The organism is Paenibacillus sanfengchensis, from assembly GCF_036864765.1.
GTDB lineage: Bacteria > Bacillota > Bacilli > Paenibacillales > Paenibacillaceae > Fontibacillus > Fontibacillus sanfengchensis.
In genome coordinates, this window is the sequence record NZ_JBAGJC010000025.1 from 1 (window position 1) to 14,251 (window position 14,251).

11 protein-coding genes and 1 riboswitch are annotated in these 14,251 nt (G+C 53.8%); of the genes, 3 read left to right on the top strand and 8 right to left on the bottom strand.

Features of this window, described 5'->3' with window-relative positions:
* Positions 1-77: 77 nt before the first annotated feature.
* From V4U84_RS26045 to V4U84_RS26065, 6 genes are all read right to left on the bottom strand, one after another.
* Positions 78-1,646, bottom strand: a complete 1,569-nt coding sequence (locus V4U84_RS26045) for an IS1182 family transposase (protein WP_334077428.1) — start codon at positions 1,644-1,646, stop codon at positions 78-80.
* A 174-nt stretch (positions 1,647-1,820) separates the two neighbouring features.
* Complete coding sequence (locus V4U84_RS26050; RefSeq protein ID WP_334076175.1) at positions 1,821-3,446, bottom strand: ABC-F family ATP-binding cassette domain-containing protein; 1,626 nt, start codon at positions 3,444-3,446, stop codon at positions 1,821-1,823.
* Positions 3,447-4,292: 846 nt separating this feature from the next.
* Entirely contained in the window at positions 4,293-5,240 is a 948-nt protein-coding gene (locus V4U84_RS26055; protein WP_334076176.1) for an MBL fold metallo-hydrolase, read from the bottom strand.
* A gap of 117 nt (positions 5,241-5,357) precedes the next feature.
* A complete protein-coding gene (gene cydS, locus V4U84_RS27025; RefSeq protein ID WP_416367300.1) occupies positions 5,358-5,459 on the bottom strand; it encodes a cytochrome bd oxidase small subunit CydS family protein in 102 nt (33 codons plus the stop codon).
* Between the two features lie 10 nt (positions 5,460-5,469).
* On the bottom strand, positions 5,470-6,501 hold the full coding sequence (locus V4U84_RS26060) for a cytochrome d ubiquinol oxidase subunit II (RefSeq protein ID WP_334076177.1): 1,032 nt from the start codon (positions 6,499-6,501) through the stop codon (positions 5,470-5,472).
* Positions 6,498-7,853, bottom strand: a complete 1,356-nt coding sequence (locus V4U84_RS26065) for a cytochrome ubiquinol oxidase subunit I (RefSeq protein WP_334076178.1) — start codon at positions 7,851-7,853, stop codon at positions 6,498-6,500. Before V4U84_RS26065 ends, V4U84_RS26060 begins: the two co-directional genes overlap by 4 nt.
* Positions 7,854-8,152: 299 nt before the next feature.
* On the opposite strand from V4U84_RS26065, the gene V4U84_RS26070 reads away from it, so the two are divergent.
* A complete protein-coding gene (locus tag V4U84_RS26070; RefSeq protein WP_334076196.1) occupies positions 8,153-9,298 on the top strand; it encodes a virulence factor in 1,146 nt (381 codons plus the stop codon).
* 100 nt (positions 9,299-9,398) lie between these two features.
* Positions 9,399-9,598: riboswitch (Lysine riboswitch) on the top strand.
* A gap of 470 nt (positions 9,599-10,068) precedes the next feature.
* Positions 10,069-11,538 carry an amino acid permease gene (locus tag V4U84_RS26075; protein ID WP_334076179.1) on the top strand — a complete coding sequence of 490 codons (1,470 nt, stop codon included), beginning with the start codon at positions 10,069-10,071 and terminating at the stop codon, positions 11,536-11,538.
* Between the two features lie 40 nt (positions 11,539-11,578).
* On the opposite strand, the gene V4U84_RS26080 is transcribed toward V4U84_RS26075, so the two are convergent.
* Positions 11,579-12,709, bottom strand: coding sequence for a transglutaminase domain-containing protein (locus tag V4U84_RS26080; RefSeq protein ID WP_334076180.1), 1,131 nt, complete (start codon positions 12,707-12,709; stop codon positions 11,579-11,581).
* Positions 12,710-13,015: 306 nt separating this feature from the next.
* Here V4U84_RS26080 and V4U84_RS26085 point away from each other — a divergent pair, with 306 nt between their 5' ends.
* Positions 13,016-13,213, top strand: coding sequence for a hypothetical protein (locus V4U84_RS26085; RefSeq protein ID WP_334076181.1), 198 nt, complete (start codon positions 13,016-13,018; stop codon positions 13,211-13,213).
* A gap of 280 nt (positions 13,214-13,493) precedes the next feature.
* On the opposite strand, the gene V4U84_RS26090 is transcribed toward V4U84_RS26085, so the two are convergent.
* Entirely contained in the window at positions 13,494-14,207 is a 714-nt protein-coding gene (locus tag V4U84_RS26090; RefSeq protein WP_334076182.1) for a type 1 glutamine amidotransferase, read from the bottom strand.
* Between the last annotated feature and the right edge of the window lie 44 nt (positions 14,208-14,251).

Genomic DNA, 14,251 nt, shown 5'->3' on the forward strand with positions numbered 1-14,251 from the left:
AAAGAGGCTGTCCCAAAAGTAAACTTTGGAACACCCTCTCCAACAAAATAGGATGATATTTGTAAAAAAAGAAGGAGCTAAGCGGGCTGTTTTCGCTTAGCTCCTTCTTTTTTGGAGTCTACGGCGGCTTTCTTAAGCAAATTGTGGGCAAGGGAAAGCCAGCCGACCTCCAGACTTACTTTTTGTAAGCCTCGAAGCAGAAACCTTTTAAAGCCTCGGTTGTTCTTCATATCGCCAAACACAGGTTCCGGCTCGATCATGCGCCTTACGGCCAAGGCATAACCTTCTTCACTGCGGAGTTTTTGCCTTGCCTGGCTCTTTAACCGCAAATACTTCATACTAACTTTGATCTCACGATCACCCTGGGCTTGTGTACACTGCGGCTTTAACGGACAACCCTCGCAGCCGGAGCTTCGGTAATGTCGGTATTCGATTTCATACCCACTTTCTGTTTTCTCCTTACTCCCTCTCCGGAAATGGAGCGTTTGCCCAGCCGTGCATGTCCATGTATCTTGTTCGCTGTTATAGGTCCAATTGTCGATTTTACTAATATCCTTTTGCCATGCCTTACTCTTTTCGCGGTGATAGGTGCTGTATTTGACGATGGCTTCGACTTCATTTTGCTCCAGGTAGTCATAATTCTCTTCACCACCATAGCCCGCATCGGCGATGACGGTGCCCGGGAGCTTTCCTAACTGCGATTTTAACTTTTCAAGATGCGGGATGAGGCAGCGCGTATCGGTCGGGCGCTGGTGTAAACTGTAACCGACAATAAATTGATTTTCGGTGCCGATCTGCACATTGTATCCCGGCTTGAGTTGACCATTTCGCATGTGGTCTTCTTTCATTCGCATAAATGTAGCGTCAGGGTCCGTTTTGCTGTAGCTGTTTCTAGTACCTAAAATTGCTTGTTGTGTTTCGTACTTTTGAAGACGCGGAAGCAAGTCCTTACGGAGGGTGCGCACCGCCTTCTTGAGCGGCTTGTCTTTCGGTTTCTCCCGCAGGCGCTCTTCCAATTGCTTGACTGCTTGCTCCAGCTTCTCACTGGTCATAGTAGAGGACTCACCCAGCTCGAGAAGATCCCGACCTTCGTGAATTCCTTCTTCTTGCTTCTCCGCTTCCTCAATGGCTTCAAATAGGGTCTGGACTTTCTCCTGAAGCTTGGCTTTATGCTTCACCATAGCCTTCCCCCAAACAAACGTATATCGGTTGGCATTCGCTTCAATCTTAGTGCCGTCTACAAAATAATGCTCCAACTGTATGTAGTTCTCCTCTGCCAGAAACTGAAGAACGGCAGTAAACACAGTCTCCAGTGTGCTTTTCATTCGTTCTGATCGAAATCGGTTGATGGTACGGAAGTCTGGGCGCTGACGACCCGCGATCCACATAAACATGATGTTTTCGCGGACAGCTTTGGCGATCTGGCGAGAGGAATAGATGCGCTGTGTGTAGGCGTAAATGATAACTTTGGTGAGCATTTTAGGATGGTAGCTGTCTCGTCCGCCTCCAGGGTAAGACGGGTCGAAGATAGCGTCGTCGAGACGATTTACGGCGGCGTTAACCACGCGAACGAGATGATTTTCGGGGATATCCTCTTCTAAATCCATTGGTAAACAGAGTTGATCCATGGTATATTGAATGTACAAAAGAAACCTCTCCTTTTGGGTAATGGTTGGTGGTACTTCCATTTTACCAAAGAGTGGTTTCTTTTTGTTTGACAAACTAAAAGAGGTTGCCCCTCAGTCATCTATGATGACTTTTGGGACAGCCTCTTTATTTGATGACGCCCCGGTTCGGTGAGTGTTGGTCCCCACCGGCATTTACGCTTCTTCCGGGTACATTGACTTGCGCAAATTTTGAATCTCTTCGCTTTCCAGATATTCATCATAAGTCATAACTCGGTCAATAATACCGTTTGGCGTGATTTCAATAATCCGGTTGGCGATCGTTTGAATGAACTGATGGTCATGGGACGTAAACAGAATCGTCCCGTCGAAATCGATCAGCCCGTTATTCAGCGCTGTGATGGATTCGAGATCCAAGTGGTTGGTCGGTTCGTCAAACAGCAGCACGTTTGCGCCGTTCAGCATCATTTTTGCCAGCATACAGCGAACCTTCTCGCCCCCGGACAACACGCTAGCCTTCTTCAGAGCCTCTTCACCGGAGAACAGCATCCGGCCAAGGAAGCCGCGAAGGAAGGTCTCGTCCTGGTCGTTGGAGTACTGACGGAGCCAATCGACCAGATTGATGTCCACCCCGTCGAAGTATTTCGAATTGTCTTTGGGGAAATACGCCTGCGACGTGGTTACGCCCCAGCTGTATTCGCCGGCATCGGCTTCCAGTTCGCCCATAACGATTTGGAAAAAGGTTGTCTTGGGCAGCGAGTTTGGACCGACGAAAGCGATTTTGTCCCCTTTATTGACGACAAAACTCACGTTGTCCAGCACCTTCTCGCCTTCCAGGCTCTTGGTCAGACCGTCGACCGTCAGCAATTGCTTGCCGGCCTCCCGCTCCGCTTTAAAGTGCAGGAACGGATATTTCCGGTTGGACGGACGGATATCGTCGAGCGTGATTTTGTCCAACTGCTTCTTCCGGGAAGTCGCCTGCTTGGACTTGGAAGCATTGGCCGAGAAACGCTGAATGAAAGCCTGCAGCTCCTTGATCTTCTCTTCCTTCTTCTTGTTCGCATCCCGCTGCATTTGCAGCGCCAATTGGCTGGATTCATACCAGAAGTCGTAGTTGCCGACATACATCTGGATTTTGCCGAAGTCGATATCCGCAATATGCGTACATACCTTGTTCAGGAAGTGACGGTCGTGGGATACGACGATTACGGTGCCTTCGTAGTCCATAAGGAAATTCTCGAGCCATTGGATCGATTCCAGATCCAGGTGGTTCGTAGGTTCGTCCAGCAGCAAGTTGTTCGGACGGCCAAACAGCGCTTGCGCCAGGAGAACGCGGACCTTCTCGTTGCCGCTAAGCTCCTTCATATTCTTGTCGTGCAGATCGCGCGGAATCCCCAGCCCGATCAACAACGCGGCCGCGTCAGGCTCCGCATCCCAGCCGTTCAGCTCGGCGAATTCGCCCTCCAGCTCGCCCGCGCGCATCCCGTCCTCTTCGGAGAAGTCCGCCTTGGCGTACAGCGCGTCTTTCTCTTTCATAATCGAATAGAGACGCGCATGCCCCATAATAACCGTCTCCAGTACAGGGTACTCATCGTACTCGTAATGGTTCTGCTTCAGAACGGCCAGGCGTTCCCCCGGCGTCATGCTGACCTCGCCCTGATTAGGCTCGATTTCCCCCGCCAAAATTTTCAGAAAGGTCGATTTTCCCGCTCCGTTGGCTCCGATCAATCCGTAGCAGTTGCCCGGCGTAAATTTTATATTTACATCTTCGAAAAGTGCCCGTTTTCCATATCGGAGCGTTACACCATTTGTACTGATCATTTAAGCAATCCCATCCTTTATCCATTATCCACTACTGGGTCAATATTATAGCATAGAAACTCCCGGAAGCCCATTCATTGCCTTCAAGATACGGAACAAATGAAAAAGGGCAAATCCCCAATCTTCGAATCCAGGTCACCCGGCGGCAACAATAGTCAACCTCGGATCTGGGAAATCCGGCGGATGGAGTAAATAGGTAGTTGGAGTAACTTGCTTCGGCGGACGATCTGCGGATTGAAGGCGGCGTGTGAGGTCAAATGTACGGAGAGGGTAGGGAGAAGCTGAGGAAGGAGAAATAGGCACGAGGCGGCCTTTACCACTGACGCTGCATCCAGCCTGACATCGTGCAACCATGGTGAGACATGGAAAGTCTAACGGCTGTAGCAGCCGCTATTTAGCGAAAAGTAACCCTTTCGAAATTCTAGCGGTCGTGAGCGCCGTTATTTCCCCTGGATTCTCGCCCTAACAGCCTGTTTTTGCGAAATAAGCGCCGTGGCGGCCGTTAGAATGGGAAGTCGGCGTTTTCGAGGCAAATAACGGCTGTGGCAACCGTTAGCGTTAAAATGCGCCGACGGTTAGGGAAATGGGGCGCGCCGGATCCAACTCGCCACACCGAGGCGACAAGTTTCAAAATAGGCAGCACCCTGTCAGGTTTGATGCAGCTTCAGGGCCTAAAAGGCCGCTATTTCACATCGCCCCGCCGAATTCGACAAAATAGCGCAGCAAAAGCCCCTTATTCACCTGCCCGGCTTTCGAAGGGAAGGTGGCCGATGCAGTGCCCGCCGCTTCGGGCGGCCTGGCCTCCGGCCCGCCCCTCGCTCTACCTCCGCACCGCGCGCCCCGCCGTCACGCCTCCGGGAAGCGCAGCGTCTCGCCGTGCAGCAGCACGCGGATCGCCGATTCCGGGATGCCGCGCTTCCGCCGGTCGGCCTCGAGCCGGTCGAGCGCCTCCCGCGCCGTGTCGTCGGCCAGCCGGAACGTGCCGTAATGCATCGGCACCATCAGCTTGGCCTTGACGTCCACGAAGGCCTGGAGCGCTTCCTCCGGCGTCGTGTGCTGGCTCGTCATGAACCATTCCGGTTCATACGCTCCGATGGGCAGCAGCGCCACGTCGATCTCAAAGCGCTCCCCGATTTCGGCGAAGCCGCGGAAATAACCGCTGTCCCCGGCAAAATACACCACCTGCCGCTTCTCCCCTTCCCGGGGATTCGCCGGCTCCAGAACGAACCCGCCCCAATGGGAGGTGTTCGTATCGAACAAGGTGCGCCGCGTCCAATGCTGGGTCGGCACGAATGAGATTTTGGCGTCCCCGATCTGTAAATGGTCCCACCACTTTAATTCCCGGGTGCGCTGGAATCCTTTGCGTATCATTTTGCGCGCCAATCCGCTGGGCACGATGATCTGTGTCATGCTTCCGTAAAGCCGCCGGATGGAGGACACGTGCATATGGTCATAATGGGAGTGCGAAATCAGAATGACGTCGATGTCCGGAACGTCGTCGATGGGAATGCCCGGTGCGCCAAGCCTCCGCTGAAACCCCATCCGGGAGGCCCAAACCGGATCGGTCACGATATTTAAGCCTTCATATTGGATCAGGAAGGTCGAATGACCGATCCAGGTAATCGTCGTTTCTTCTCTATTCCCCTGCAGATAATCCAGTTGGGGTTCCGAATTCGGAATAATGTAGGAGTAGTCCTTCTTCTTTCTGCGGCGTTCCTCCCGCCATTGTTTAAACTGCTTTAACGTTTTGTCCGTACTGATGTTATCCAGGTTGTTGTAGCGCGTTCTCGGCATACCGAGACTTCCTCCTTCCATTCCTCTCCATCCGCCGGATGATGTTCCTATCCATTGTAATGCACCGGGGAAAGCAAAGCCAAATTTGGCAGCGTCGCCGCTCCCCGGCCAATCCGTTCACTCCGAGGGATCTTTATACCTGCAGGCAAAAACAAACAAAAACACAAGCGAGAAAACAACTACCAGCCAAGGCGCCACCATCATCATAAAATGTTCCATCCGCAAGCTCTCATCCTTTCTTAGGCGAATGGCCCCGCACGTATTTCGCGTCAAACAGGAACAACCGCATCAGCAAAAACAGCGAAGGAATCAAGACGAACAATCCGGCGACAAAAACGGTAATGAGCGCCACCGCCATCGTTTCGTTCGTGATGGCTTCATAAATGCTGACCTGCTTATACAGAATGTACGGCAGATGGGTTCGGCCATAGCCGTACCAGGCAAAGCCGAACTGGAGGATAACCAGCAGGAACGACCAGCCGAGGAGACGCTTTTTCCATATAAAATAAACCGCCAACAGAAAACAAATCAGCGAGGCGATAAACATCCACGCCATGTTCAGCATATTCGCGAAATGCTCGGGATTTTGCCGGTTGATCTGAAAAAAGGCAAACACACAGGCCAGAATGGTCGGCCCGCTCCACATCAGCGCGTAGCCGCGCAGCACCTCGAAGGCGCCGGGGTCGCCCGCTCGATCGGCATAATAGGCCAAGAACATCGCCGAAATGTAGAGCACGGACACCAACGCCAGCAAAATGACGGACCAAGTATACGGATTGCTGAGAAACCTGCCCCAATCCAATACCACGCGGCCGTCTCTCTCCTCGATAATCCCGCCTTCGGAAATCGCCAGTACCGTCGATAGAGCCGCCGGGATCAACAGGCCCGTCGCCCCGTAAATGGCCATGTAGATTTTGTTGTTCTCTTTGCTGCTGCCATAGGTATTGAAGGCGTAATAAGCCCCCCGCAGCGCCAGGAGAACCGTGGCCAAGCTGCCGGGAACCAGGAGCGCCGTCCCGTAATAATAAGCGGAATCGGGGAAAAACCCGACCAGCCCCACCACGAAAAAGATAAGAAAGACGTTCGTCACTTCCCAGACCGGGGAGAGGTATCGCTGAATGATGTTGTGCACTTTATTTTTGTGGCCGGTAATCACGCTGTAATAGCTGAAAAAGCCCGCTCCGAAATCGACCGAAGCCACGATCAGGTATCCGAACAAAAACGTCCAGAGCGCCGTAATGCCGACCATTTCATAACTCACTTCGCATCCCCTCCCGCTATACCGAACTCTTTCATCTCTTCAGCCACATCCTTGTTCCGGAACAGCTTGGCGAGCACGTAAATGCAGGACACGCAGAGGATGATGTACAAAACGATGAACAGAATCAGCATGGAGCCGACATGCTCCGACGAAGTCGCCGCTTCCGATACCTTCATGTAGCCCCTTACGATCCAGGGCTGCCGGCCGAATTCGGCAAACATCCAGCCGAGTTCGATCGCGGCCATGGCCAGAGGTCCCAGCGCCACGATGCCGAGCAAAAGCCATTTCGGATACCCCTTTCCCCGCAGCTTGCCCGGGAGCCGCTTCCGCAGCAAAAACAGGAAAGGAATCAGCACAAGAAGCATGCCGATCGTAACTTTCAGATCGAACATATAATGAATGAGCAGCGGCGGCCGCTCATCCTCCGGGAATTCCTCCAGGCCGATCACTTTCGTATCCGGCAAATTTCCCGCCAAAATGCTAAGCGCGTACGGAATCTCCAGCGCGTACTTGACCTCGCCATTGTCATCCAATACGCCGCCGTAAATGAGCGGAGCCCGCTCCATCGTTTGGAAATGCCATTCGGCGGCCGCCAGCTTTTCCGGCTGGTATTGAGCGAGGAACTTCCCCGAAAAATCGCCGATGACCGCGGTGCTGAGCGCGAACACAAAGGATGCGGTGACGGTGAGCTTCAGCGCCTTCTTAAAGTAGGCTTCCTTGCGCCCGCGCAGCAGGCTGAACGCCGCAATCCCGGCCAGCAGACCGGCGCTCAGCGTGTAGGAGGAGGCCAGTACATGCGACACCTTCGTCGGCGTGGCCGGATTAAACATCGCCACAAACGGCTGAACATCGGCGAAAACGCCGTTTTTTAACGTAAACCCCTGCGGCGTGTTCATGAATGCGTTCATGGTCGTAATAAAAAACGCGGAAGCCGAGGAACCGATCGCCACCGGCACGAGCAGCAGCAGGTGGAGGAGCGGTTTGCTGAACCGGTCCCAGGTATACAAATAGATTCCTAGAAAGATCGCCTCAATGAAAAAGGCGAACGTCTCCATAAACAGCGGAAGCGCGATCGCCTGACCGGCTACGCGCATAAAGGTCGGCCAGAGTAAGCTGAGCTGCAGGCCAATGGAAGTTCCGGTCACCACACCGATCGCCACCGAGATCACAAAGCCCCGGGCCCACCTGCGGGCCAGCAGCGTATATTGAGGATCTTTCGTGCTAATGCCCCGCCATTCGGCCAAGGCGATCATCATCGGAATGCCGACGCCGACGGAAGCGAAAATAATATGAACAAACAGAGTCACCCCGGTTAGAATTCGACTTAACGTCACCGGATCCAGGGACAGCATGCCGACACCAACTCCTTAGTAATAGTTCATGAACCGAACGGCGCTTTTAATAAACGCGTAGAGCATTATGGCGGCGACAACCAGACAGACAATGGTCAGCGTTTTTTCCTGCTTTTTAAACATGGCCTTGTCCCCCTCTTGGAAATCGTCCCTTGTTTTCCCATTAGGTAGCATGTGCCAATCCGGCTCCCCTTTATTCCTTACCCCTCCCCACCGCGGATGAAGACCCCTGTCGCAAATTGTTGGGATCTCGGCGAGCATCGGTTAAAATAGACTTTGAAAGGAGATGTGAACATCCTATGAAAATTGTATTTATCGAACCGACTCCAAGTCCCAACTCCATGAAGCTGCATTTGGACGAAAGCTTGGAACCGGGAATCCGCAAAACATACACGCTCGACAACGCCCGCTCCGCGCCGGCCTGGATCGGCCAGCTGCTCCAGATTCCGGGGGTCAAGAGCATTTTTCATACCGCGGACTTTATCGCGCTGGACCGGAAAGGCAATGCCGACTGGGCGGCGATCCTGGCCGAAGTCCAGGAGCAATTCGGCCAGGATCGGGTGGACTCCGCCTGGGATCCCGGGACGGCCGAGGCGGCCGGCTACGGCGAAGCCCAGGTGTTCGTCCAGTTTTTCCGCGGCATCCCGATGCAAATCCGCGTCAAATCCGGCACCCGCGAAGAACGGATTTCCCTCGCGACGCGCTTTGTCTCCGCCGTCACCGAAGTGGCCAGCGCCACGCTGATCAAGGAGCGCAAGCTGACGGATTACGGCGTCCGCTACGGCGAGCTGGAGGAGATCGCGCGCGAGGTCGAGCAGGAGCTTGAGGCGGCTTATCCGCCTGAGCGGCTGGAAGCGATCAAGACGCAGGCGATCGCGCACGGGCGCAGCGAGGCGGAATTCGTCGAGCAGCGGCGCGAGCTGAGCCTGGACGAGGTCCGGGAGCGGATGCGGCACGGGGATTGGCACGTGCGCTACGCCGGGCTCGAGGCGCTGAAGCCCGGACCCGGCGCGCTGCCGCTGCTGGCCGAGGCGGTCCGCGACCCGCAAATGCAAGTGCGCCGGCTCGCGGTGGTGTATCTCGGCGATGTGCGCACGCCGGAGGCGATGGGGCTGCTCTACGAAGCGCTGCGCGACAACTCCGCCGCCGTGCGCCGCACCGCCGGCGATACGCTGTCCGATATCGGCGACCCCGCCGCCACCGGACCGATGATCGCCGCGCTGCAGGACCCGAGCAAGCTTGTCCGTTGGCGGGCCGCCCGCTTCCTTTACGAGGTCGGCACGGACGACGCTCTGGACGCGCTCAAGGCCGCCGTGGACGATCCCGAATTCGAGGTCGGTCTCCAGGCCAGAATGGCCGTGGAACGAATCGAATCGGGCGAACAGGCGGCCGGCACCGTTTGGCAGCAGATGGCCAAACGCGACCGGGCGGCCGACAAATCGTAAAAGACAAAATTTTGACATTGTCGCATCGGCCGGCTTGCTATATACTATTACATTGTTGCAAGACCGAGTTAATGAACTGAATAGGAACCTCATCATTTTCAGGTGGGGTAGAGGTCGCGACTGTGAAGAGTACACTGGAGGAGGCGTTTGGAAGCCGCCCGTGATTCCCGTGGAAAGGCACCGTCGCCGAAGCGTCGCCGCACCGCTTCTGGACCTGCGGCATGCTGGGGCTGTTACCGAAAGGGACAGAACTGTCACGGTTATTCTTCACCGGAAGAACCGTGTTGAGCTATCTTGGCAGGAATGGTGAGGGTGCGTCGGTATATAAGTCAGGCCGCGGATCCCTTTCCGCGGTCTTTTTCTATTTTTCCCGGTCCCGCAGCTTGAATTTCCCGCATCTGGAGGATACTAGTGCCCCTTCAGACATCGTGCTAGGAGAAAAATCGTATTTAACTCATGGAGATCAGGGGCCTGGCGCACTTTCTGACCCTTCCAACTCCAAAAAGATGCAAATCTGCAGGTATTTTTGGCCTGTCCCCGCGGGGATTCGAAAAAAGATGCAAATCTGCAGGCATTTCTGGCAATTTTAGAGAACGAGCCGATTTCGTCGAAAATTCCTGCAGATTTGCAGGAATTTTGAAATCATTGTTCCAAACAGAAAAAAAACATGCAGATATGCAGGAATTTTATGTTATCAGGGTTGTCTGATGGGGCACTAGATGCAGGAATGACGCAAATTTATCATTTTTTTTAGAGTGGAGTGTTTATGGATGAGCAAAAAAAATATCAGCACCGTGCAGTCCCTCAAGCCCGGACTTAAAGCCCGGCATATGACGATGATTGCGCTCGGCGGCTCCATCGGGACGGGTCTGTTTCTCGCCAGCGGCGGTGCGATCGCATCGGCCGGACCCGGCGGCGCCCTTCTCGCCTATGCGGCGGTGGGCATTATGGTTTATTTTCTGATGACCAGCCTGGGGGAACTCGCCACCTATATGCCGGATTCGGGCTCTTTTGAAACCTATGCCTCGCGGTTTGTCGATCCGTCCCTCGGGTTTGCGATGGGCTGGAACTTCTGGTACAACTGGGCGATTACGATCGCGGCCGAGCTGTCCGCGGCTACGCTGATTATCAAGTACTGGTTTCCGGAAAGCTCCTCCCTGCTGTGGAGCATGCTGTTCCTCGCCCTGATCCTCGGGTTGAATGTCCTGTCCGTCAAAGGCTACGGCGAATCGGAGTATTGGTTCGCCATGATCAAGATCACCGTTGTCATTGTGTTCCTGATTGTCGGCGTGCTGATGATCTTCGGCATTATGGGCGGCGAAGCGATCGGCTTCAAAAACTTTACCGTGGGCGACGCCCCGTTCCATGGCGGGTTCTTCACGTTCCTCGGCGTCTTTATGGCCGCGGGATTTTCCTTCCAGGGAACGGAAATGGTCGGCGTGGCCGCCGGGGAAAGCGACAATCCGCGCGAGCATGTGCCCCGGGCCATTCGCCAGGTGTTCTGGCGCATTCTGCTGTTTTACATTTTAGCGATCCTGGTTATCGGCCTGATTATTCCGTACACCAACCCCAACCTGCTCAAAAGCGGGCTGGAGAGTATCGGGGTGAGCCCGTTCACGCTCGTCTTTGAGAAAGCCGGCATGGCCTTTGCCGCTTCCGTCATGAACGCGGTCATTCTGTCCTCCGTGCTGTCGGCCGGCAACTCCGGGATGTACGCGTCTTCGCGCGTCCTGTACTCGCTGGCCAAGCGCGGCAAAGCGCCGAAGTTTCTCGCCAAACTCAGCCGCCGCGGACTGCCGGTCAACGCCCTGCTGCTGACGACGCTGATCGGTATGACTGCCTTTTTCGCCTCCCTGTTCGGGGACGGGGTCGTCTATAACTGGCTGCTGAACGCCTCCGGGATGTGCGGATTCATTACGTGGCTCGGCATCGCCGTCAGCCATTACCGTTTCCGCCGGGCCTATGTCGCCCAAGGGCGGGATTTGAAGGACCTGCCTTACAAAGCAAGATGGTTTCCGTTCGGCCCGCTGTTTGCTTTTGTCCTCTGTATCGTCGTCATTCTGGGACAAAATATGGCCGCCTTTGCAGGCGGCCGGATCGATTGGTACGGCATTGCCGTTTCCTATATCAGCATTCCGCTGTTCCTCGCCGTCTGGCTGGGCTACAAATGGATCAAGCGGTCGAAGCTCATTCCCCTTCAGGAATGCGATTTCGATACGCCGGCCCGGCCGATGGAATAGGATCGGCACAGCACGGCGAGCCATTAGAAGGATCGGGGAATCAGTCCGTTTCCCAGTGGATCTCCACCCGCAGGTCCCCCGTCCCTTCAAGAGGCTCGGCAAGATACTTGATGTGGTCGATGGATAGATCATAGAGGGTGCCGAGGTTCTCGACAAGCAGGTCCTCGGAACCGGCATAGCGGACCGTGACGGTAAGCCCGCCGGCCCGCAGCTCCTGCCCGACCTTCTCCTTCAGCTCCGCCGCCGTACGGACGGCGGCATCGGGATTATACAATTCGAAGCCGAGCTGCCGCTCCAGCTTTCGGTACACTTCCGCACCGTCGCCGCCCCGGTCCGCCAGTTCGCGCAATGCGTGGCGGTAAGGCGTGGGAGCCGCCGGATAGCGGGAGGCCGTCCAGTGATGATCTTTCCGCAGCTCGGCATCGGTTCGCAAATAATAATCGTAACGGATCCGGTCCTTCGGGGCGGACAACGGATCATTCCAGGTGGTATCGAGATGATACCACCTGTTTTCTAATTTAACGAGGTTCCAGGCATGAAGCTGGCCGCCGGCCACGCCCTCGACGATCCGGTTTTCGATCCCGGCTCCCTTCAGAAGCTTGTAAGTCAGCAGCGAATACCCCTGGCAGACCGCTTCGCCGGTCTTTAAAGCCTCATAGGCCGTATATTTTTTCAAGTCCTTGTCATATTCCAGATTCAGCACCACGTAGTCGTGTATAGCTTTCACTCTCTGATGGCCGTTCATGCCGGGTGTGATAATCCGGTTTAATATTTCCGAAGCCTGATTATCCACATAGCGGGTATTCTCGGCGGTTTCGCGATACTCGACGTTTAAATCGATTTTAGCCATGCCGGTCGTCCCCCGCCAAGTATAGGTGTATCCTTCGACCACATACTTGGTGTAAGGATCGCTTTCCAGCGCTCCCTCCATCGCCTGCTTCAGCAAATTCTCCAGTTTCTTCGTCGGTCCCTTATATTTTATAGTCATAGAGGTTGCACGGGCCTTCAGTCCGGCGGTCATCTCCTGCTGTATAGCGTAAGCGGAGGTCACATATGTCTTGCGGTCGGTTGAGGCGAATACCGGAGTACTCCAATTTTCCGCCGCACTTCCCATCAGCACAGTTCCAAGCAGTCCGACCGCAATCCAGCGTTTAGGCGTACTCTGTCCCATGTTCATCTAACCTCCTCTATAAGGTTCGGGTTCCGGGGATCGTATGTATCTTGCGGGTGAATCCGTTGGCTTTAAGCCCATTGTAGCACAGGCTGTCCCGCAAAGGTCTTCTAGTTTTGTCGAGGCGAATCGAAGGAATAGCGCGAAAAATGTTTCCCCCGCCGGAGCAAAAAATGACGTGAAATTGACTTATTTTAAGACATCGTCTTTCCCAAATGGAAGCAAGCTTTGGTATAATTAAACTATAATAATGTGATATAAATCATTGTATTTTCAAACCCGATAGAAACGGAGCGACCAAAAGCTATGACCATTGTCAATCTTTCGGATATTTCCATTGAATTGTTTGTCACCGTCATGTTCTTTTTGCTGATTATCGCTCCCTTGGTCAGCCTCGGGGTGCTGCGCTTATTCCAAGGCCGAAAAAAGGCGGGCCTCGGCCTGATCGGCAGCGGCGTCATCGGTTATTTCGTTTTTCAGCTTGTGGTAAGTCTGCTCAACTAAACTTGCTTGTTACCGGCAACACATAGAACGGCTCCGGCCGCACAAAAATAAGGAGCTTGTTCCAAGTAGCGATTGCGATCGCCGCGGCGGACAAGCTCCTTTTTATTGGATGGGGTGAATATGGGCGGGCTATGGCTGCAACATAAACTGCTCAACTTCACCTCATATATCTCCGGTCAATCTTTCCCGTGGATTTGCCTCGATTCCGTCCAAACGCTTTACAATTCTTGTAAGACCATCCGATTTCGACCTACATTAATCGAAAGCACTTCAACATCTCTCATAAGGAATTACCGCAACGATAATTTCTTTCCAGGGTATTGAGCAAAGTGAACAAAACGGCATTCGATAGAGCCATATATTCTGCCTGGTCAAGCATTTCGTGCGGACGTTGGACATATACCCCCTGATCCATTTCGCCGGCACAGTGGGCAATCAGCTTATCGATGCCGGTATGGCTGGATTCCAAATGGAATTGCAACCCGACCACATGTTCTTCGTATTCATACGCTTGATTCGTACAACCTCTGCTAAGTGCAATTCTCTTCGTTTTCTCCGGCAGTTGGAATGTGTCCGAATGCCAATGAAACGCTATAAATTCGTCCGGAACCTCTTTAAAAAATCTGGAGTGTTCTGCCTCCTCCGTCAGCTTTACCGGGAACCAGCCAATCTCCTTATACTGATTTTTGTATACCTTTCCCCCGATCACTTCAGCAATCAGTTGCGCCCCCAAGCATATCCCCAGCACCAGCTTCCGCTGCCGGATCGCCTCTTTAATAAATTGTTTTTCCGCGGCAAGCCAAGAGAACATCTCCACGTCATGAACCCCCATTGGTCCGCCCAGAATGACAAGCATATCGAATTCCGAAATGGACGGGAAACAATGATTTTTATATAATAATGTACCTGTTATCTCGTGTCCCTTTTCCTTGGCCCACACCGCTATATGTTCCAGTGATTCAAAGGGAACGTGCTGCAAATAATGAACTTTCATATAATAACCTCCGCATCTATTAGATATTTCTTATAGTTAAGATT